Source organism: Janthinobacterium sp. PSPC1-1 (assembly GCF_049897625.1).
Lineage (GTDB): Bacteria > Pseudomonadota > Gammaproteobacteria > Burkholderiales > Burkholderiaceae_D > Janthinobacterium > Janthinobacterium tructae.
Genome location: NZ_JAFCWP010000001.1, coordinates 1326936 through 1348473, shown reverse-complemented (window position 1 = coordinate 1348473; position 21538 = coordinate 1326936). Strand labels below are relative to the sequence as shown.

Annotated in this window: 17 protein-coding genes; 11 read left to right on the top strand and 6 right to left on the bottom strand. The window is 62.1% G+C overall.

From position 1 onward, the window contains the following. Positions 1-11 precede the first annotated feature (11 nt). From ACP7EG_RS05995 to ACP7EG_RS05985, 3 genes are read left to right on the top strand one after another with little or no spacing between them, the layout of a single operon-like run. Positions 12-1874, top strand: a complete 1863-nt coding sequence (locus tag ACP7EG_RS05995) for an ABC transporter transmembrane domain-containing protein (protein ID WP_426086847.1) — start codon at positions 12-14, stop codon at positions 1872-1874. A 2-nt stretch (positions 1875-1876) separates the two neighbouring features. Further along, positions 1877-2551, top strand: coding sequence for a leucine efflux protein LeuE (gene leuE, locus ACP7EG_RS05990; RefSeq protein ID WP_426086846.1), 675 nt, complete (start codon positions 1877-1879; stop codon positions 2549-2551). 9 nt (positions 2552-2560) lie between these two features. Further along, positions 2561-3652, top strand: a complete 1092-nt coding sequence (locus tag ACP7EG_RS05985) for a threonine aldolase family protein (protein ID WP_426086845.1) — start codon at positions 2561-2563, stop codon at positions 3650-3652. A gap of 196 nt (positions 3653-3848) precedes the next feature. Here ACP7EG_RS05985 and ACP7EG_RS05980 read toward each other — a convergent pair whose 3' ends face one another. Continuing rightward, positions 3849-5291, bottom strand: a complete 1443-nt coding sequence (locus ACP7EG_RS05980; protein WP_426086844.1) for an OmpP1/FadL family transporter — start codon at positions 5289-5291, stop codon at positions 3849-3851. A 159-nt stretch (positions 5292-5450) separates the two neighbouring features. Further along, on the bottom strand, positions 5451-8192 hold the full coding sequence (locus ACP7EG_RS05975) for a bifunctional diguanylate cyclase/phosphodiesterase (protein WP_426086842.1): 2742 nt from the start codon (positions 8190-8192) through the stop codon (positions 5451-5453). Between the two features lie 205 nt (positions 8193-8397). Between ACP7EG_RS05975 and ACP7EG_RS05970 the strand changes: the two genes are divergently transcribed. After that, positions 8398-9372 carry a thymidylate synthase gene (locus tag ACP7EG_RS05970; protein ID WP_426086841.1) on the top strand — a complete coding sequence of 325 codons (975 nt, stop codon included), beginning with the start codon at positions 8398-8400 and terminating at the stop codon, positions 9370-9372. After that, positions 9372-10415 (top strand): SMI1/KNR4 family protein, encoded by a 1044-nt coding sequence (locus tag ACP7EG_RS05965; protein ID WP_426086840.1) that lies wholly within the window; start codon positions 9372-9374, stop codon positions 10413-10415. Before ACP7EG_RS05970 ends, ACP7EG_RS05965 begins: the two co-directional genes overlap by 1 nt. On the opposite strand, the gene ACP7EG_RS05960 is transcribed toward ACP7EG_RS05965, so the two are convergent. Further along, positions 10412-12694: a TonB-dependent receptor domain-containing protein gene (locus ACP7EG_RS05960; RefSeq protein ID WP_426086839.1), complete on the bottom strand. Its 2283-nt coding sequence runs from the start codon at positions 12692-12694 to the stop codon at positions 10412-10414. The genes ACP7EG_RS05965 and ACP7EG_RS05960 overlap by 4 nt on opposite strands. 244 nt (positions 12695-12938) lie before the next feature. On the opposite strand from ACP7EG_RS05960, the gene ACP7EG_RS05955 reads away from it, so the two are divergent. Genes ACP7EG_RS05955 through ACP7EG_RS05945 form a run of 3 tightly spaced genes read left to right on the top strand, consistent with a single transcriptional unit; the run spans position 12939 to position 14225 of the window. Then, positions 12939-13484: a hypothetical protein gene (locus ACP7EG_RS05955; RefSeq protein WP_116744748.1), complete on the top strand. Its 546-nt coding sequence runs from the start codon at positions 12939-12941 to the stop codon at positions 13482-13484. 10 nt (positions 13485-13494) lie between these two features. After that, positions 13495-13785 (top strand): winged helix-turn-helix domain-containing protein, encoded by a 291-nt coding sequence (locus ACP7EG_RS05950; RefSeq protein ID WP_282407498.1) that lies wholly within the window; start codon positions 13495-13497, stop codon positions 13783-13785. A gap of 20 nt (positions 13786-13805) precedes the next feature. Then, positions 13806-14225 (top strand): DUF2141 domain-containing protein, encoded by a 420-nt coding sequence (locus tag ACP7EG_RS05945; RefSeq protein WP_282407497.1) that lies wholly within the window; start codon positions 13806-13808, stop codon positions 14223-14225. A gap of 13 nt (positions 14226-14238) precedes the next feature. Here the strand turns inward: ACP7EG_RS05945 and ACP7EG_RS05940 are convergent, their stop codons facing one another. From ACP7EG_RS05940 to ACP7EG_RS05930, 3 genes are all read right to left on the bottom strand, one after another. Then, on the bottom strand, positions 14239-15573 hold the full coding sequence (locus ACP7EG_RS05940; RefSeq protein ID WP_426086838.1) for a VWA domain-containing protein: 1335 nt from the start codon (positions 15571-15573) through the stop codon (positions 14239-14241). A 9-nt stretch (positions 15574-15582) separates the two neighbouring features. Next, a complete protein-coding gene (locus ACP7EG_RS05935; RefSeq protein WP_426086837.1) occupies positions 15583-16833 on the bottom strand; it encodes a TerD family protein in 1251 nt (416 codons plus the stop codon). 76 nt (positions 16834-16909) lie between these two features. Beyond that, positions 16910-17485 (bottom strand): TerD family protein, encoded by a 576-nt coding sequence (locus ACP7EG_RS05930; protein WP_116744752.1) that lies wholly within the window; start codon positions 17483-17485, stop codon positions 16910-16912. Positions 17486-17661: 176 nt separating this feature from the next. Between ACP7EG_RS05930 and ACP7EG_RS05925 the strand changes: the two genes are divergently transcribed. From ACP7EG_RS05925 to ACP7EG_RS05915, 3 genes are all read left to right on the top strand, one after another. Beyond that, entirely contained in the window at positions 17662-18477 is an 816-nt protein-coding gene (locus tag ACP7EG_RS05925) for an alpha/beta fold hydrolase (protein ID WP_426086836.1), read from the top strand. Continuing rightward, on the top strand, positions 18474-18959 hold the full coding sequence (locus ACP7EG_RS05920) for a dihydrofolate reductase (RefSeq protein ID WP_426086835.1): 486 nt from the start codon (positions 18474-18476) through the stop codon (positions 18957-18959). Before ACP7EG_RS05925 ends, ACP7EG_RS05920 begins: the two co-directional genes overlap by 4 nt. A gap of 241 nt (positions 18960-19200) precedes the next feature. Beyond that, complete coding sequence (locus ACP7EG_RS05915; protein WP_426086834.1) at positions 19201-21465, top strand: Orn/Lys/Arg decarboxylase N-terminal domain-containing protein; 2265 nt, start codon at positions 19201-19203, stop codon at positions 21463-21465. Positions 21466-21538: the final 73 nt, after the last annotated feature.

Below are 21538 nucleotides of genomic sequence, written 5' to 3'. Positions count from 1 at the left end.
AGCGAAAAACAATGACAACCAGCACAGAAACAGGCAGCACGAGTACCACCGCAACCACACCGTCCCCCGACACCGGCACCAGCCGCGAACTGAAGAAAGGCAGCCTGGCCGCCTTCAAGGGCTTGATGCCCTTTTTGACGCCGTACCGCAGGCAGTTCTTCCTGGCCGGTATCGCGCTGGTGGTGGCCGCCGCCTCCACCTTGGCCATCCCCGCCGCGTTCAAGCAGATGATCGACCTGGGTTTCGGCGGCGCGGCCGGCTCGAGCAGCATCCAGCATGTCGACCTGGTCTTCCTCGCCCTGTTCGGCGTGGCGTCCATCCTGGCGCTGGCCACGGCGGCGCGCTTTTATACGGTGTCGTGGCTGGGCGAGCGCGTCACGGCCGACATCCGCAGCGCCGTGTACCGCCACGTCGTCACGCAAAGCCCCGCATTCTTTGAAACCACGCAGACGGGCGAAGTCCTGTCGCGCATCACCACCGACACGACCCTGATCCAGGCCGTGGTCGGCACCAGCATCTCCATGGCGCTGCGCAACGTGCTGCTGTTCCTGGGCGGCCTGGTGATGCTGTTCGTCACCAGCGCCAAGCTGGCCGGCATCATCATCGGCTTGCTGATCCTCGTCGTCGTGCCCATCATCGTGTTTGGTCGCCGTGTGCGCAAGCTGTCGCGCGATTCGCAGGACCGCATCGCCGACGCCTCGGCCATGGCCGGCGAAATCCTCAATGCCATGCCCACCGTGCAGGCGTTCACGCACGAGAAAATCGAATCGAAACGCTTTGGCGACTCCGTCGAAGGCGCCTTCATGACGGCCATGCGCCGCATCCGCGCCCGCGCCCTGCTGACCATGATCGCGATTTTGCTGGTCTTCGGCACCATCGTCTTCGTGCTGTGGCTGGGCGCGCGCGCCGTGCTGGAAGGCTCGATGACGGGCGGAGATCTGGGGCAGTTCATCCTGTACGCGTCCATCGTGGCCGGCGCCATCGGCGCCCTGTCCGAAGTGATGGGCGAAGCGCAGCGCGCCGCCGGCGCCACCGAGCGCCTGCTGGAACTGATGGCCGTCAAATCGGAAATCGAGTCGCCAATCAAGCCCCTGCCGCTGCCCGCGCGCGCCGCGAACGGCGCTTCGCTGTCGCTGGACGATGTCATGTTCTCGTATCCGTCGCGTCCGGACACCCACGCGCTGGACCACGTCAGCCTCGACATCCGCGCCGGCGAAACGGTAGCCGTCGTCGGTCCGTCGGGCGCCGGCAAGACCACGCTGTTCCAGCTGTTCCTGCGTTTTTATGACCCGCAAAGCGGCAGCATCCGCCTCGATGGCGTGGACATCAAGCAGCTCGACCTGCACACCCTGCGCGACGCCATCGGCATCGTGCCGCAAGATACCGTGATCTTCTCGGCCGACGCCATGGAAAACATCCGCTACGGCCGCGCCGGCGCCAGCGACGAGGAAGTCATTGCGGCCGCGAAAATGGCGGCTGCCCACGAATTCATCGAACGCCTGCCGAACGGCTACAAATCCTTCCTCGGCGAACGCGGCGTGCGCCTGTCCGGCGGCCAGCGCCAGCGCATCGCCATCGCCCGCGCCCTGCTGAAAAACCCGCCCCTGCTGCTGCTCGATGAAGCGACCAGCGCCCTGGACGCGGAATCGGAACGCCTGGTGCAAAAGGCGCTGGAAGCGGCCATGGTGGGCCGCACCACCGTCATCATCGCGCACCGCCTGGCCACCGTGCAGCGGGCCGACCGCATCATCGTCATGGAAGACGGCAAGATCGTCGAGACGGGCACGCATGCGTCGTTGGTTGCGCTCGGGGGCATCTATGCGAACCTGGCCGCACTGCAATTCCATCACGTACAGCTCAATCCAGCAGAATAATCATGAACGCACTTTTCCACGCCAACCTGGGCATCACCGATTTCTGGACCTTTTTACTCGGGACCATCTTCATCGTCATCCTGCCCGGCCCTAACTCCATGTATGTGCTGTCGGTCGCCGCCCAGCGCGGCGTGCGGCCCGCCTATCAGGGCGCCTTCGGCATCTTCGCCGGCGACCTGATTTTGATGGTGCTGTCGGCCTGCGGCGTGGCCTCGCTGCTGAAAGCCAGCCCGGCCCTGTTTTATGTCGTGAAATACATCGGCGCGGCCTACCTGGGCTGGATCGGCCTGCAGATGCTGATCGGCTGCTGGCGCAAGCTGCGCGCGCCCGCGCCGGCCGACGGTGTAGCGGCAACCGAACCGGCTCCCGTCAAGGAAAGCGACCCGTTCCGCAAGGCGCTGATCATCAGCCTGATGAACCCGAAAGCGATCCTGTTCTTCATTTCGTTTTTCATCCAGTTCGTCGACCCGGCCTTTTCAAAGCCCGTACTGTCCTTCATCGGCCTGGGCCTGATCTGCCAGGTGATCAGCTTTAGCTATCTGACGGCCATCATCTTTGTGGGCGCGCGCCTGGCCGAAACCTTCCGCCGCCGTCGCCGCCTGTCGGCCGGCATGGGCGGCGGCGTAGGCGCCATGTTCATCGGCTTCGGCGCGAAACTGGCCACGGCCACCCTGTAAGGAACTACCGTGAACGAGCTTGAGCTACGCCAGCGCTGCCATACCATCCTGCCGGGCCACCGCCAGCCCACGCCAGCGGCCACCTTCGCCGCCATGGCCGCCTGGTGCGAGGCCAACGACATCGCGCACGACACCTATGGCGAAGGCGCGCTGATCGAACAGTTCGAAAACAAGGTCGCCAGCCTGCTCGGTTTCGAAGCGGCCGTGTTCTGCATCACGGGCACCATGACGCAAGTGACGGCCCTGCGCCTGGCGTGCCAGGACCGGGGTTCGCGCCTGGTGGCGCTGCATCCCACCTCGCACATCCTGCGCCACGAGCGGGGCAACCATGAGTTGCTCGAACACTTCAAGGGTTTGATGATCGGCGACCCGCACCGTCCGTGGACGGTGGATGACTTGCGCGCCGTGCCCGATGCGCTGGGCGCCGCCCAGGTCGAGCTGCCGATGCGCGAAATCGGCGGCCAGTGCCCGTCGTGGGATGAGTTAAACGAGATCAAGCGGCATTGCCGCGACCACAATATTCATTTACACATGGATGGCGCGCGCCTGTGGGAAGCGCAAGCGGGTTTTGACCAGCCACTGCCCGCCATCTGCGGCGGCTTCGATTCCGTCTACGTGTCGCTGTACAAGGGCATCGGCGGTCTCGGTGGCGCCATGCTGGCCGGCAGCCGCCCGTTCGTCGAACGGGCGCGCGCGTGGTTTCACCGCCAGGGCGGCAACATCGTGCACCGCACACCCTACGTGGTGGCCGCCGCCATGCAGTTCGACGCCCGCCTCGCCGCCATGCCCCGCTATTTCGAACGCACACAGTGGCTGTACGCGCTGCTGCGCGACTTCCCGAGCATCGCCGTCAATCCCGCCAGCCCGCAAGCGAACATGCTGCACCTGCACTTGCCCGTCTCGCGCGAGCGGGCCATCGCCATCCGCAACCAGGTGGCGCAAGACCACGGCTTCTGGCTGTTCGGCCGCGCCAGCCACGCCGCCCTGCCAGGGCACAGCGTGGTGGAATGGTATGTGGGAGATAACTTGCTGGACTTGTCGGACGACTGCGTGCAGCTGGCCTTGACCTTGCTGGATCACGCCATGCGCGCCAGGACCTGAGCAGCGCAGGTCGGGTAGGTCGGGTAGGTCGGGTTAGCGCGCAGCGCGTAACCCGACAGCTTCCGCGCTACCACAAAGCAAAACCCATGAAAAGCCGGGGTCAGACCCGAAGGGTCTGCCCCCCATGCACCAAAAAAAAAGCGCCCGAAGGCGCTTTTTTCCTTTCATGGCGGCCGGGTTGGCCGCCACTACCTGCTTAGAACTTGTAGTTATAAGCGAGACCGATCAACTGCATGCGGGTCTTGAACAGGCCCTTGGTGGTTTCACCGTTGCCGGTGCAGCCAGTCTTGACAGGCGAGCAGTCGTTTGTGTAGTTGACGTCAGCATCCTTGAAGTCGATGAAGCTGTAAGCCAGGTCCAGCGAGGAATTGGCGTTCAGTTTCCAGTTCGCGCCGATCGAGTACTGCATGCGGTCGCTGTCCGGCAAGGCCGGGTGGCGCAGTTCCGCGCTGCGGACCGGCGCCTGGTCGTGCGCAATACCGGCGCGCAGCATCAGACTCTCGCTGTACTTGTAGTTGGTGCCCAGCGAGACGCGGTAAGTGTCTTTCCAGTTCTGGCGAATGCGCTCGGCACCTTCGGCCGTTGGCGGGAACTGGATATCCAGGTTCTCCAGGCGCGAAGTGCGGGTCCAGGTGACGTCGCCCATCAAGGCCCAACGATCATCCATCTGGTGGAAGGCGTTGACCGACAGGGTTTCCGGCGTGCGCAGTTCGACCAGCGCCTCGGAATTGACCTTGTTCGAGGCTTTGGCGATGAAGGCGTTCACGGCAGGATTGCTCGTCACTTGAGAGAAGTCCCAGATGGTGCTGCCCTTGAGCTTGTGCGAAATCGACGAGCGGTAAGCAATACCGAAACGCGTGCCTTCATTCAGCTGGTACAGGTAGCCGAGGTTGAAGCCAAAGCCCCAATCGTGGCCGTCCATGGAGGCATGGCCATCCTTGATCTGGCCCTGCAACGCGGCGCCGGCAGCTTGCGCCGCAGCCAGGCCTTGCGTCTTGGCGATATTGGCCAGGAATGCCTGCGATGCGGTTGGCGCAAATTGGCCCAGGAAGGCAACCGAACCCGGCACATCAACGCCCTGGCCCAGCTCCGCCTTCATGTATTCGGCCGTCACGCCGAAACCGAACGAGTGATGCTGATCCAGCTTGAACGCCACCGAAGGATTCAAGGCGATGGCTTCGAGCTTGATATTGGTGATCGCATAACGGCCGGTCCAGTCATTGCCGTAATCGAGCTTGGCGCCATACGGCACGAACAGGCCCGCGCCGACAGTCCATTGATCATTGATCTTTTTGCTGGCATACAAGGCAGGCGCGACTACCGCATCCGGCGCGTAATCCTTGGTGGCCGTGAATGGCGTGCGATTACCCTTCCAGAACTGCTTCGAACCCGTATCCTGGTAGGTCGAATGTGGCACGACGATGGTGCCGCCGCCGACGAACTGCGTGCCTTCCAGGCGCGACAGGCCGGCCGGGTTGTAGAAAATGGTCGATGCGTCGGCCGCTTCGGCGCCGCTGGCATCGGCCGTGCCCTGGGCGGAAACGCTTTGCGAGCCAAAACGGTAGCCCGATGCTTGCGCGGTGGAGGAGATGCCGGCGAACGCGGCAATGATGAGGAGGGGCAGATATTTATGTTTCAAGTTAGTCTCTCTTTATTATATGAAGTGTCTTCGTCACATTGTCTCGGGTAGCTCAACCTCACCCGTCTTGCACTGTTCTTGCCGCCGTGAACTCCAATTCACTGACGGCATGAGCGAAGCATATAATATTTTTTAAAAAAAAGCGAACGTTCGCTCTTTTTATGAAACAGCGTTGTTTTCCTCACCAATCACGGGGCTGCAGGGAGGCAGCACGGGCGCTGGAAGCGGTATCAGAAAGCGCTGCTGCATCAGTCCCAGCATCTGTTCGGCCGGCACGGGGCGCGAAATGAAATAGCCTTGTACTTCGTTGCATTGCAGCGCGCGCAGGATGTCGAGCTGCTCGCGCGTCTCCACCCCTTCGGCCACCACGCTCATGCCCAGCGCATGCGCCATCGACAGGATGGCGCGCACGAACACTTCGCCCTGCTCCGAACGGCCCAGTTCCATGGTGAAGGCGCGGTCGATCTTCAAGCCATCCATGGCGAACTTCTGCAGCTGCGACAGCGACGAATAGCCGGTGCCGAAATCGTCAACCAGCAGGCGCACGCCCAGCGCGCGGATGGCCGACAGCTGCTCCACGGCGCGGTTCTGCTCATCCATCATGGCCGATTCCGTGATTTCCACCTCGATCAGCCGCGCATCGATGCGGTGGCGCGCCAGCGCGGACGCCAGCACCTGGTGCACGTCGCCACGGCCGAACTGGCGCGCCGAGACGTTGATGGAGACGGGCACCAGCTCCAGCCCGCTGGCCTGCCAGCGCGCCATTTGCAGGCACACCTTTTCGATGACGACTTCGCCCAGCTGCGAAATCAGGCCGCTGCTCTCGGCCACGGGGATGAATTCCAGCGGCGGCACCATGCCGTGCTGCGGATGCTGCCAGCGCACCAGCGCCTCCATGCTGCACAGCTGGCCGCTCATGGCATCGACGCGCGGCTGGTAGACGACGAGGAACTGGTCCTGCTCCAGCGCCGTCACCAGGCTTTGCTCCAGTTCGCGGCGGTTGCGGATGGTTTCGAACAATTCCGGCTGGAAGAAGCGGTGATGGCCCTTGCCCGCCACTTTCACGGCGTACATGGCGATGTCGGCATTCTTCAACAGCACTTCCGTCTCGGCGCCGTCGCGCGGATACAGGCTGATGCCGATCGATGCGCCCATCTTGTGGCGTTCGCTGCCCAGGTAAAACGGTTCGTCGAAGGCGATGGCGATGCGCTGCGCCACCTGTTCGGCACGGCTGTCGTCCTCCACCGGGTCGAGTACGACGACGAATTCATCGCCGCCCAGGCGCACCACGTGATCGCCCGGCCGCAGCACACCCTTCAGGCGCAAGGAGGCGGCGCGCAGCACTTTATCTCCCTCGGCGTGGCCCTGCGTGTCGTTGATATCCTTGAAACCATCGAGGTCGATGAACAGCAGCGCCAGCATGTGCCGCGCGATGGCGGCGCGCCCCAGGGCGCCGGGCAGGAATTGCTGCAGCCAGTAGCGGTTGGGCAAGCCCGTCAAGCCGTCTTCATTGGCCAGGCGGCGCAAGTCGCGCTCGTGCTCCTTGGCCGTGCTGATGTCTTGCAGGGTGACGGCCAGCCGGTCGCCGCTGCGCACCAGGCGCCGGCGTATCCAGCGCAGCTTGAACGGGTTGCCTTCCGGCAGCTCGATCTCTTCCTCGGAAAAGCCGGACTGCATGGCGGCCCGGTAGTTATGGATCAGGTCGCGGAAATACGGCTCGTGGGCGCGCGACTGCAGGCGCATGCCCAGCAACTGCTCGCGGCGCACGCCAAAGTAGCCGGCGCCCGGCTCGTTGCAGTCGACGATCTCGAAGTCGAGGATGCTGCCATCCGTGCCGCGCAGGGCGGAAATGATGTAAAAGCCGTCGCTGGTGCCTTCGGTGGCCATGCGGTAAGCGTTGCGCACGCCTTCGGACTGGTGGTGGCGCCACGCCAGGCGTAGCGACAGCACGGTGGCGACGGCGGCAAAGGCCAGCAGCAGCACGGAGACGGCCAGCGCGATGCCGATGTAAATGGTGCGCGTTTCTTCGTAGGGGTGCAGCATTTCGCCGTCCGACAGGCCGACCACGGCCGTAAACGGATACGCTTTCAGCGCCTGCCAGCCCACGTAGCGGCTTTGCTTGTCGGAAAAAGCGATCCTGCCGCCAGAATGCATGGCGCCGCTCTCCGTTTCCAGGAAGCTGGTGTCGAGAAACGGCGTCCCCTGGCCGCTCTGGGTCGGCAGGACGCGCGAACCGAGGCGCGTGCTGAACAGTTCACCCTCTTCGCCCACCATGGCGGACATGCCGAACTTGCCGAAATTGACGCTGTTGTAGAATTCGGAAAAATAGCTGGAATGAATGGAAATGAGCAGCACGCCGTCAAAATTGCCATCCTCGTCTTCCAGCCGGCGCGTGAAATGCACGAGGCTTTCGTCGGCGCCGGGGGTTGCCGGGGCCGCCTCGATGGCCCTCCCCAGCGCGATACGCAGCGCGCTGGAATTGCTGCGCCAGTGGCGCAGCAGGAAATCGCTGCGCTCGTTAACCCGCAGCTGCTGCAGCGGCGCCGTGGCCGTCACGGGGTGGCCCTTGCGGTCGAGGATGGCGACGATGGCAAATTGCGGCAAGGCATACATGCCCTGCGTCTTCAATTGATCGAGGCGTAGCTGGCCGCGCGAATTTTCCCACTCATACTTGAGCTGCAAGGTCAGCTGGTCCATCTGTTCCAGCGTGCGCAGCAGATACTGGCCATACGCTTTCGACAAGGAAGACACGCTGTCGAGCGCCTGCTGCTGCGCCACCTTCCTTTCCGCCTCCAGCTGCAGCAAGGTGGCCGTCCACAGCACCGCGCACAAGACCAGCCCCAGCAAGGGCCAGGCCAGGATCAGGCGCAGGTTGGCCTTGAGAAAATCGGCCCTGCTCATCTCCACCACGGCGGCGTTATTATTATTTACAAATTGTCGCAAGAACATGGTGCAGCATCTGCCGTTTCTGTGTATTTCTTGAAGGACACACAAATTACCACAGAGTCATGTTTGCAGGTGAAACGGCAGCGCATTTATGTGTGCGGACGGCAGCCCGCCTGTCGCGCCTGCGTTACAATCACCATCCTTACCGTTGGAGAAATACATGCAGCAATATCAAGATTTGATCAAGACCGTGCTCGAAACGGGCAGCTGGCAAGACAACCGCACGGGCATCCGCACCCTGAGCGTGCCGGGCGCCATGATGCGTTTCGACTTGGCCAACGGCAACTTCCCTGCCGTGACGACCAAGAAACTGGCTTTCAAATCCGTGATCGGCGAATTGTGCGCCTTCCTGCGCGCCTCGCGCAATGCGGCCGAGTTCCGCGCGCTGGGCTGCAAGGTATGGGACCAGAACGCCAATGAAAACGCGCAATGGCTGGCCAACCCCTACCGCGAAGGCGAGGATGACCTGGGCCCCGTGTATGGCGTGCAATGGCGGCAATGGCCTGCCTACAAGCTGCTCGATGCCGACCAGCCCGCGCAGATTGCCGACGCGCAAGCGAACGGTTTTGCCTTGATCGCCCCCCTCGTCGAAGATGGCGTGCAAAAAGTGCTGCTGTACAAGGCCGTCGACCAGTTGCGCGAGTGCCTCGATACGATCATGACGAACCCGGGCAGCCGGCGCATCCTGTTCCACGGCTGGAACCCGGCCGTGCTGGACGCCGTCGCCCTGCCCGCCTGCCACTTGCTGTACCAGTTCATCCCGAACGCCAGCACGCGCGAAATCTCGCTGTGTTTATATGTGCGCAGCAACGATATCGGCCTGGGTACACCGTTCAACATCGCCGAAGGCGCCGCCCTGCTGCACCTGGTGGCGCGCCTGACGGGCTACACCCCGCGCTGGTTCACGTATTTCATCGGCGACGCGCACATCTATGAAAACCACCTCGACATGGTGGAAGAGCAACTCAAGCGCACGCCGTTCCCGGCGCCCCGTTTCATCATTTCCGAGCGCGTGCCCGACTACGCCAAGACGGGCAAGTACGAGCCGGAGTGGCTGGAAAAGATCGAACCGTCGGATTTCTCGCTGGAAGGCTATGAACACCATGCGCCCATCAAGGCGGCGATGGCCGTCTGATGGCGGTCGCACCGCTGGCCGCCCTGCACCGCAAGCTGTTTGACGAAACGGATGGCAGCAAGTTTGCCAGGCTGAAAGAGCGGCTGCTGAAAAAGCATGCGCCCGACGACCGGCTGGCCGTGATTGATATCCTGACGGCGTATGCGCGCGATGGGCAACTGCTGCACTGGCGCACCTTTTTGATGACAGATATCGTGCACCTGGTGGAAGGCAGTCAACACGCGGCCTTTTTCGCCTGGGCACTGGAGCAGCCCACACTGGCGTACTGGGGCGTCGATGGCTTGCTGAAAAGTATAGGCGTGGAGGCGTATGCGCCGCTGGTGGCGCTGGCAGCGTCCGGCGCCACCAGCCTGGAAGTGCGCGCCAAGGCGATCAAGAGCCTGGCCGTGTTCAGCCGCCAGCCGTTTGACCAGGGCTTGCCGTCCGATCCCGGCCACTGGAAGGCAGAACAGCTGCGGCTCGATGCCGTGCTGGCCTGGCAAGCGGACGGCTACCCTGATGGTGCCGGCTACAAGGCGCCCGCCACGCATGAGACACTGACCCGGCCGCTGTCGCGCCTGGAAATGGCAGCCACCTTCCTCGAGCGAAAACTGGCGCTGCGGCGCCAGCGCGAACAGGACCTGGCGCAACCGTCGAACTGGCTGACGCTCGCCAGCGCCGCGGACATGGCCGAGATCGACGCGCATTGGGTCTTGCCGGAGATCTACCGCCGCTTCCTGGCATGGTATTCACCGCTGCGCGTGCATGTCGACGGCAAGCGTTTCCCCCAGGGCCTGCACCTGTACGGCGCGGCCGATCTGGTGAAGGCCCAGCACGGCTACTCCGTCCATGCCGTGAGCCTTCGCAAAATCGCGGCCTGGCCGCCGAAGCTGGTGGTGATTGCCGATGCGGGCGGCGACCCGTACTGCGTGGACCTGGAAGAAAGAAGCATCGACGGCGACTTGCCCGTGTACCGCGCCGAACATGGCACGGGCGGATGGCGCTTCGAACTGCATACGGACGATTTCATCGACTTCCTGCACGAGATCGCGCTGGCGGCCTAACCTGCTTCGCCTCCCGGCCCACCCGGGCCGGGACCGCCAGGGCCACCCGGCCCCCGTCCGCCCGGCGGACCGAAGCGCGGTTCCCGCTCGCCCTCTTTCGCCGATCCCACGCCGCCGAGGCGGTACGACAGCCCCACATAAATCATCCGTCCATCAAACCGGCGCGTACTCGTCTCGCGCAGGGAAGCGCTGTTGATGACGGTTTCCATCTTGTTGCTGCTGAACACATCGGTCACGTTCATGACCAGGCTCAGCTGCGGCGTCACCGTATGGCGCCAGCTCACATTCAAAGTGTTATTCGGCGAGCGGTAGCCCTGCCCCGACAGCATCTTGCCTTGCATTTGCAGGGCCAGCTGCAGCTGGTTCGCCGCATCGAACTGGTAATTCAGGCGCGCGCGGCCGCTCAGGGCATTCGCCGTGCGCGTGCTGCGGTTGCCCAGGTCGTCGGAACTGCTCTGCTGGCTGCGCGCCAGGTTGCCGCTCGTATTCAGGGTCAAGGATGGGGTCAGCTTGCCGCTGACGCTGAACTCCAGGCCGCTCGAATGGCTGCCTACGCCGTTTTCGCGCGTGGTCAGCAGCACATTGTCGCTGATAAAGTAGCGGTAATCGACGATGGCGTCCGTATCGCGGCGGTGATAGGCGCGCAAGCTGCTTTCCAGGCCGGCGATCTTCGTTTCATAGCCGATCTCGAACGAATCCGTCTGCGTGGGTTTCAGCTTCGGGTTGCCGGCCGAGACATTGAACTCGTCGCGGTACACCACGTACGGGTTCAGGTCACCCGCGCTGGGGCGGCGCAGGCGGTGCGCATAGCTGAAGCGCAGATTGCTCTCGTCGCTGACCTTGTACGTGGCGAACAGGCTGGGAATGTAGTTGACGTAATTGTTGCCGGCCTCGACGCCGCTGGTGATCTGGCGCACGTTCAAGTCCGTGTACTCGGCGCGCAAGCCGGCCAGCGCGCCCCAGCGCTCGCTCAGGCGCATCTGGTAGGAGCCGTACAGCGCGATGGTGCGCTCGTCGAGCTCGAAACGGTTGCTGCGCATGGGGTTGACAGTTGCCGCCAGGCTGGCCGGGTTGATGTCCGTATATAAAGTGTCGAAACTGCTCTGGTTATCGGCCACCTTGTAGCCCAGCTTGGCCGTGCCGCCCGCCAGCGGACGCTCGTAGTCGCCGCTGAAGTCGACGAGGCGGTTGCCCGTCTCGCTGTGCTGGCGCGCGCGGCTGTCGAAGGCATGCACGGGCACAACCGCATAAGTATTCGCGTAATCGCTGTCGCTCTCATTGGTCGAGGATGACACGCGCAGGTCGATCTTCAACGATTCGCCCGGCAACTCGCCCTTGTGGTCGTAGCGCGCACCCCAGCTGGTGTTGCGGCTGTCGCCGTTGCGCACGGTGCTGCGCACATAGTCGCCGATGGTGCTGCCCGTGCTGTCGCCGTTGATGTAGCGGTCGAGCGAACGCTGGTCGTTGCTGCGCCCGTTATACGACACGCTTGCGGCCAGGGTGTCGTTCGCGTTCAGGTTGTAATTCACGGTGCCGTGCAAGCCCAGCGAGTCGTTCAAGCCATTGCTGGCGGAGCTTTGGCTGCTGGGGGCGAACGCGTCTGTGCCACGCTCCAGGCGCTCGCGGCTGACCTCGCCCACGGAATTGCGGCCGTCGTGGCGCACATTGATGCCGCCCTGGTAGCCCCACGGCCCTTCATTGTAGCTGCCGGAGACGGCGCTGTTGTAGCGCCCGGCGATGCCAGCATTCGCGTTGACGGTGGCAAAGCCGCCCGGCTTGCGGTTGCGCCGCATCACCAGGTTCAAAATCGGGCCGCCACCGGCTTCGTTGCCGAACTGGGCACCGGGATTATTGATCACTTCCACCGATTCGATATCGTCGGCCGCCATGGCGTTCAGGGTGGCGCCGCGCGCATCGCCCTGCAGCATGGCCGACGGCTTGCCATCAATCAATATCTGCACATTGCTGCTGCCGCGCAAGGACACGGAACCGTCGGGATCGACGGCCACGGATGGCACATTGTTGAGCGCGTCGGCCGCCGTGCCGTTGCTGCTGCCCACATCGGACTTGACGTCGTAGACTTGCCGGTCGATGCGGCCCGTGGGACGTTCGGCCGTCACGCTGACGGAAGGCGGTGCATCGGCGGCGGGCGCCTTGGCCGATACGGGTGCTGGTGCGGGCTTGACGACGGCGTCGCCGGTGACAGTTTGCGCCTGAACGGCGGCGCCGGAGACCAGCAGGCTACCACCCGCCAGACAGTGGAAAAGAATTTTATGCATTTGGCTAAAAAATAATCGAGACGCTACGGATGAGGCGCTACGCCGCGGCGTGAGGGCACCGCGAAAGCATGCCACGACTCCATTGGGCAAAGCAAAGGCGAACCATTGTTATTTACTTCAATTTACAAATCTCTTCCACTTGTGGTCGTATAGCCTCATACGCTGGAGGGCAAACAAAAGGCTTGACGAAAAAATATCTCACATATAGAGTACTCTGCATTACAGAGTCAACCAGGAGAACACGATGCTGAACCCGCAACAAGTCCAACAATACCTGCAGGAAGTGGAGCAAACCCAGACGCGCAGTGAACAGTATTTGCGCTATTGGCGCTCGGGAGTCATCGTCCAGCTGTGGGGCGTGGTCTGGTTCTGCGCCTATCTGGGCAGTTATCTGGCACCGGCACACAGCGGATATTGCTGGCTGATTGCCGACGCGGTGGGCATGCTCGGTACGGCGTATCTGCTGAGCCGGCAAAAAACCGCCAGCCAGCCGGGCGACCGGCGCATCTGGCTGGCCATGGCCATCCTCGTCGCCTTCGGCATCATGGTGTCGACGTTCATCGTGCACCGGCCCGGCGCCATTTCCGTGTTCTGGACCAGCTTGTTCATGCTCGTGTATATGCTGGCCGGCCTCTGGCATGGCCTGCGGTGGACGATATTGGGCGCCAGCATTTGCGTGCTGACCTTCATCGCCTACCATTTTCTCGCCCCCTGGTTCGATCTGGCCATGGCGCTGCTGGCGGGGGGCGGATTGCTGCTTGGCGGCACCTGGCTGCGCCGCGCCGCCTGAGGAGAACATCATGGCTGGCCTGGACGACATCATCCATCAGAGCACGCGCTTGCGCATCATGACTGCCCTGAATGTATTGCAAGTAAATGACAGCATCGAGTTCGTGCGCCTGAAAGCGCTGACCGAGGCAAGCGACGGCAATCTGGGGGCGCACCTGGACACACTGGCACGCGCAGGCTATGTGACGCTCGAAAAGCAGTTCGTCGGCAAGAAACCGCAAACCCGTATCCATGCCACTGCGCAAGGACGCGCCGCCTACCAGGCGCATGTCGCTGAATTGCGCCGCTTGCTGTCCATATAACATCAACCGAAGGACGTAACATGAAAAAAATCATACCTTGGTGCATCGCACTTCTGCTGCCAGCGGCAGGACTGGCCTGCGCCGCCGACCTGCTCGTGACCGTCAACAATGTCCAGCCCGGTGCAGGCACAGTCAAAGCGGCCATTTACCAATCGGCCGCGCATTTCCTCTCGAAACCCCTGCAGCAGGCTACCGTGCCAGCCAACGGCAGCACCGTCCAGCTGCACCTGGATAAATTGCCTGCGGGCGAATACGCTGTCGCCGTCTTCCAGGACGTGAATGCGAATGGCAAGATGGACAGCAACTTTTTCAAGATTCCCAGCGAACCCACGGGCAGCAGCAACGACGCGCGTTCAGTGATGGGTCCGCCCAGCTACGACAAGGCGCGCTTCTTGCTGCCAGAAGCGGGCACCACGATTGCCATCAAGCTCAACAACTAACATCGCAGGACGATCAGTTCAGCAAGCCCTGACCCCGCGCCAGTTTCAGCCAGCCCGGATATTCCGTCATCAGCAAATCGTACAGCTCCGCATCGCTGTGCTCGTCGGGCGAGCTGACGGCAAAGTAATTGGCGTTATCGACCAGGCGTCCCTGCAATTCGTCGAGTTTTTCCAGGAAGGGAAAGTCGGAATCGGCAAAGGCGGCGAGAAACTTGCTTTTCGACTTGCGCCCCTTGCCGATGCCCATGAATTGCCAGAAGATGGGTTCATTGCTGGCCCAGCGCAATTGCTTCTCCGTTGTCGCCTGGTCGCTGGTGCCGCCGTCGGTGACGAACATCACGTACACGGGCAGCTCGGCCGCAACGGGCCGCGTGCGCTCGCCGCCGGCCTTGTCTGGGAAATAAAACGCGCGGATGGCCTGCATGGCGGCGCCATAGCGCGTGTCGCCTTCCAGCGGATGACGGGTGATCGCCTGCCCCACGTAGCTATTGCAGTTACTCAAGGCCATGGGCGCCGGATGGTGGACATTTTTGCCAAAAAGAAAAACGTCGATCTCGCCATCGTCGTCGAACTTGCAGCCCAGGGCCAGGATGCGCTCGGCAAAGCGCTGCACCAGCCCCTCTTTATATAGCCGTCCCATGGAACCGGAAATATCCAGGCATAAACACACCTTGGCGCGGTGCTCGGACAGGCCCACTTTTTGCAGCGACACGCCCGCCTGCTTGACCAGGCTGACCAGTTGCGGCGCCTCGCGTTCGACTCTCTTTTCCAGGTTGATCTTCGCCTGCTGAATTGCCGAAGCCGCGGCAGAGGTGGCAGGAGAGGCCTGGTCGACTTCGCCGCCGAAGTGGTGCACCAGCGCATCGAGGCCGCCATTAAAACCCTGGCCCACGGCCATGCAGCGCCAGCCGCCATCCTTGCGGTAGAGCTCAAGCAGCATGACGGCTTTTTCTTGCGCGAAATCAGACCCGGCAAACGCAAAGCGGGCCAGCTCGCGTCCGCCCGCCTGCAGGCGCACATGGCCAGCTTGCAGCTGCGACATCACGCCGCCGCCATCGATGGAGGCCGTCACGACGAGCCGGTCTATGCCGGCCGGCAAGCGCGCCAGCTGCAAGGCAAACTCGGCCATGTCGCCGCCACTGCCGGCACGCGCTTCCACGCCGCCGCACGGCGTGCGCGGCTGGTTGAAAAAGGTCATGTAGCGCTCGTCGGACAATTTGCCCTGAGCATCGAGGCCGAAACAGGCCACGTCGAGCGCCAGGCCCTGCGCGGCGACGCCGATCTGCAGCACGCCATCGGGAACGAGATTGGCCAGCGGCAAGCGCTGTCCCTTGGACAAGGTTTCCATCTGTATCTCCTATGGAATGTAGCGGCGCGGATTGTCCGCGTTGAAATCATCTTCGTCTTCCTTGTCCTCGCCCTTGAAGACGACAGGACCGTTGAAGGCCAGCTGCAGGTTCTCGCCCTGCCAGCTCAGCCACGGCGTCGCTTCGCTGCCCGGTTCCGACGTCTTGCCGGACGGCTCCAGGATGATGCTGTCGGGCGTGATGCGCGCCATGCCGATCACATAGGTGTAGACCGTATCGTCTTCGGCTGCCTTCGACAGGCGGAAGTCGAAGTCGCACTCGACGATCTGCTCGCCGTATTGCATGACCATTTTCGGGCGCATGGACGCCACCGGGACGGCGCCATTGGCCAGCGCCGAATACACGCTGAAGACGAGGCCCACCGTGCCGCCGTAATGTTGCGCCAGCGCAGGATTGACTTCCACCGTTTCCGTAGCCGGTTCCTTGCCCGCCGCACCGGCCACATCGCCCAGGTGGCGCACATACGGCATGACGTCAAAGCTGCCCGCCGTGTCCGGCGCCTGGATGAAGCGCATCTGGCCATTCGGCAAGAGGATGCCGACTCTTAAGTCGAGGTCGTCGTTGTCGTCGTCGCCATCGCCGTTATCGACCCAGGTAGCCTTGACGGTGAGTTTTGTTGGCGCGCCCGCGCCCTTTTCCAGCGACACCTTGTGCGTCTGGCCCGCCTTGGTCAGCGAGATTTTCGACAGGGAAATCTTCGGCGCCGCAGGTTCGGGAGCTGCCTGCGCCACTTCACCGCCGAAATGCGCGACCAGCGCGTCCAGGCCGCCGTTAAAACCCTGGCCCACGGCCATGAAGCGCCAGCCGCCGTCCTTGCGGTAAAACTCGCCCAGCATGACGGCTTTTTCTTGCGCAAAATCAGCACCCGCATACGCGTAGCGGGCCAGTTCGCGCCCGCCGTCGAGCAGGCGCAGGTAGCCGCTTCCCAGCTGCGCCATGCTGGCCGCGCCATCGATGGCGGCCGTGACGACCAGGCGTTCGATGGACGCAGGCAAGCGCTCCAGCTGGTAACTGAAGCCGGCCGCATCGCCGCACGGTGCCGAGGTTTCCACGCCGCCGCAGGGCGTGCGCGGCTGGTTGAAGAAAGTCATGTAGCGGTCATCGGACAATTTACCGGCGGCATCGAGGCCGAAACAGGCAAAATCGAGCGACACGCCCGCGCTGGCGAGCCCCAGTTGCACGACATTGCCCGTGACGAGGCCGGACAGCGCCAGGCGCTGCCCCTTGATCAGGTTTTCCATGGAGTCAGGGAGAGAGAGAAGAAAGACAGAACCGGGCAGCAGCGCCACCCGGTACATTTACGCAAACAACTGGTTTTTATGCATTAATACCAAAGGAGCGAGCCAGTGGGCCCAGGCCGCCTTTAAAGCCTTGACCAATCGCCTTGAATTTCCATTCGCTGCCGGCGCGGTAGATTTCGCCGAAGATCATGGCCGCTTCCGTCGAGCCGTCTTCCGACAGGTCATAGCGGGCGATTTCCGCGCCATTGTCGCCGTTCAGGCAGCGGATGTAGGCCTTGCCGACCATGCCGAAGTTTTGCTTGCGGGCTTCCGCGTCGTGGATGGTGACGGCCACGGCAATCTTGTCGATGTCGGCCGGCACGTTGGCCAGGTCGACGGCGATTTTCTCGTCGTCACCATCGCCGCCACCCGTGGTGTTATCGCCCGCGTGGACGATGGAGCCATCAACCGACTTCAGGTTGTTATAAAAAATGAAATCGGCATCGGAACGGGCCTTGCCATCCGTTTTCAGCAGGAAGGCGCTGCCGTCCAGGTCGAAAGCGGCGCCATCAGTGGCGCGCGGGTCCCAGCCCAGGCCAATCACGATTTTCGTCAAGCCGGGAGCTTCCTTGCTCAGGTTGACATTGCCGCCTTTTTGCAAACTGATCGCCATGGTAATTCCTCTTTAATGTAGGGGTTGCATTCGGTGTTTCAGGTCACGTCGCCGGCACGCCGGCTTGATGAGTCATGAGCCTACCATAAAGTTCCTGCTTGCCAGCTGCGCACTATTGAAAATAATGCCATACGGAAAATACCGTACGGCTGTCCCAATGCGCAAAATGACGGATAATGCCGCTCGACAAAAATTTTCACCATCCTGTACCAGGCTTGTCCTTGAACAATACCCAGATACGACTCGACTGTATTCCCGGCACCCTGTGCGATGAACGCCTGTGGTCGCGCCTGGCGCCTGCCCTGGGCGACGCCTTTGATCTGCAGCACGTACCCCTGCACCAGGCGCGCACGCGCGCGCAGATGCAATCGATGATTGCCAGCCACAGCGCTCCGCGAGCCCACCTGGTGGGCTTTTCACTGGGCGCCTACCTGGCGCTGGAACACGCGCTGGCGCACCCGCAGCGCGTGCAGTCTTTGACTTTGATCGCCAATTCGGCCCAAGGTTTGCTGCCGGCGGAAATTAGCGCGCGCCAGCGCATCGTCGCCATGCTTGAGCGCAATGCCTATGCGGGCATCACGCGCCAGCGCCTGCGCGAACTGCTGCACCCGTCGCACCTGGACGATGCCGCCATCACGGGCCTGATCCAGCAAATGGGGCTGGACCTGGGCAAGGACGTGCTGCTGGCGCAATTTCTCACCACCATCAACCGCCCAGACCTGATGGCGCGCTTGCCGGAACTCGATTTTCCCGTGCTGATCGTGGGCGCCGAAGACGACAAGCTCGTCCATCCCGACGACCTGCGCGCCATGGCCGCCCGCCTGCCGCAGGCTACCTTGCACTTACTCAAAGACAACACAGGCCACATGATTCCGCTGGAAGCGCCGGGCGCGCTAGCCGACGCCATGCGTGCGCATCTGGAGGCGGCCGGCAATTTCAACGATAATGACGGGCATCGGGCCATGCCCCCACCCTTTTCACAGAACCCATGAGCCATTTGACCATCATCGTCGCCACCGACCAGCAAGGCGGCATCGGCATCGACAACACCCTGCCGTGGAAATTGCCGGAAGACCTGGCGCATTTCAAGCGTTTGACGACGGGCCACCCCATCCTCATGGGCCGCAAGACCTTCGATTCCATCGGCCGCCCGCTGCCGAACCGCCGCAACATCGTCATCACGCGCAATCCCGACTGGCGCCACGAGGGCGTGGAAGCGGTGTCGTCGGTGCAAGCGGCCATCGCCCTGCTCGATGGGGCCGAAGGCTATGTCATCGGCGGCGCCGAAATCTACCAGCAATCACTGGCCTTGGCGCAGCGTTTGATCATCACGGAAATCGGCCAGACGTTTGACTGTGACGCATTTTTTCCCGCCGTGGACCATGCCGTGTGGCAAGAAACCGCGCGCGAAGCGCATGTCTCGGAAAAATCCGGCCTGCCTTACGCCTTTGTCACCTTGCAACGCAAAGCCTGATAAAGTTGATATGGATACGGACAGAATGTTGCTGTAATACCCCTGTCACACCGTTGCGTCACGCTAGCGCATGCTGGTGACGCTTGGCTACGATATTTTTTTCCCGCAGACGCCGCATTTCTGCGAGAATCCCGTTCTTATTTTTTTTCTGCGGCTGCCGGGTTGTACTACCGCCTGACCGTCGCGCCCTAGTCCGCCCCTCCACATAAGTCAGGGGCGGCTTGCTTTTTTGGAGACATGCATGAAATTTCGTTTCCCCATCGTCATCATTGACGAGGATTTCCGTTCTGAAAATACGTCCGGCCTGGGCATTCGCGCCCTTGCCGCCGCAATGGAAAAAGAAGGCATGGAAGTGCTGGGCGTGACCAGCTACGGCGATTTGTCGCAATTTGCCCAACAACAATCGCGCGCATCGGCCTTCGTGCTGTCGATCGACGATGAAGAGTTCGGTGCCGGCTCCGTCGAGGAAACCGACCACGCCTTGAAATCGTTGCGCGCCTTCGTCGAAGAAATCCGCTACAAGAACGCCGATATCCCGATTTATCTGTACGGTGAAACGCGCACCTCGCGCCACATTCCGAACGATATCCTGCGCGAACTGCATGGTTTCATCCACATGTTCGAAGATACGCCGGAATTCGTCGCGCGCCACATCATCCGCGAAGCGAAATCCTACCTCGATGGCCTGTCGCCGCCGTTCTTCCGCGCGCTGGTGCATTACGCCAACGACGGCTCTTATTCCTGGCATTGCCCCGGCCACTCGGGCGGCGTGGCGTTCCTGAAGTCGCCGATTGGCCAGATGTTCCACCAGTTCTTCGGTGAAAACATGCTGCGCGCCGACGTCTGCAACGCCGTCGAAGAACTGGGCCAGCTGCTCGACCATACGGGCCCTGTCGCCGCGTCCGAGCGCAATGCGGCGCGCATCTTCAATGCCGATCATTGCTATTTTGTCACCAATGGTACGTCCACCTCGAACAAGATGGTGTGGCACTCGACCGTGGCGCCGGGCGACATCGTCGTAGTCGACCGCAACTGCCACAAGTCGATCTTGCATTCGATCATCATGTGCGGCGCGATTCCCGTGTTCCTGATGCCGACGCGCAATCACCTGGGCATCATCGGCCCCATCCCGCTGCATGAATTCACGCCGGAAAGCATTGCCCGCAAGATCGAGGCAAACCCGTTCGCGCGTGAAGCGAAGAACAAGAAGCCGCGCATTCTGACCATCACGCAATCGACCTACGATGGCGTGATCTACAACGTGGAAACCCTGCGCGAAATGCTGGACGGCAAGATCGACACCCTGCACTTCGATGAAGCATGGCTGCCGCACGCCACCTTCCACGATTTCTACAAAAATATGCACGCGATCGGCAAGGACCGTCCACGCGCCAAGGAATCGATGATCTTCTCGACCCAGTCCACGCACAAATTGCTCGCCGGCCTGTCGCAGGCTTCGCAAATCCTCGTGCGTGAATCGGACACGGTCAAGCTGGACCAGGACGCCTTCAACGAGGCTTACCTGATGCACACCTCGACCTCGCCGCAGTATTCCATCATCGCCTCGTGCGACGTGGCCGCGGCCATGATGGAAGCGCCGGGCGGCACGGCCCTGGTGGAAGAATCGATCATGGAAGCGCTCGATTTCCGCCGCGCCATGAAAAAGATCGACCAGGAATGGGGCCAGGACTGGTGGTTCCAGGTGTGGGGACCGGACAGCTTCAACGACGAAGGCATGGGCCAGCAGGAAGACTGGATGATACGCGCCGAGGATGACTGGCACGGTTTCGGCGACCTCGCTCCCGGCTTCAACATGCTCGACCCGATCAAGGCGACCATCGTCAACCCAGGCCTGTCGCTGGACGGCCAGTTCGGCGAGACGGGCATCCCCGCGTCCATCGTCACCAAATACCTGGCCGAGCACGGCGTCATCATTGAAAAATGCGGCCTGTACTCGTTCTTCATCATGTTTACCATCGGCATCACCAAGGGCCGCTGGAATACCTTGCTGACGGCCTTGCAACAGTTCAAGGATGACTACGACAAGAACCAGCCGATGTGGCGCATCCTGCCGGAATTTGCGGCCGCCAACCCGCGCTATGAAAAAATGGGCTTGCGCGACCTGTGCCAGCAAATCCACGATTTCTACAAGGCTTACGATGTGGCGCGTCTGACGACGGAAATGTATTTGTCGGACATGATCCCCGCCATGAAGCCGTCGGACGCGTTCGCCAAGATGGCGCACCGCGAAATCGAGCGCGTGGCCATCGACGAACTGGAAGGCCGCATCACCTCCATCCTGCTGACGCCGTATCCACCGGGCATTCCGCTCTTGATCCCGGGCGAGCGCTTCAACAAGACCATCGTCGACTACCTGCGCTTCGCGCGCGACTTCAACGAGCGCTTCCCCGGCTTCGAGACGGATGTGCATGGCCTCGTGAAACGCGAAGTCGATGGCAAGCGCGGCTATTTTGTGGATTGCGTAAAGTTGGATGAGAACGTCTAAAAACGTCGTCGTTCCATAAACTACGATCATGAACGCCGCCTGATGCAGATCAGGCGGCGTTTTTCATTATGGG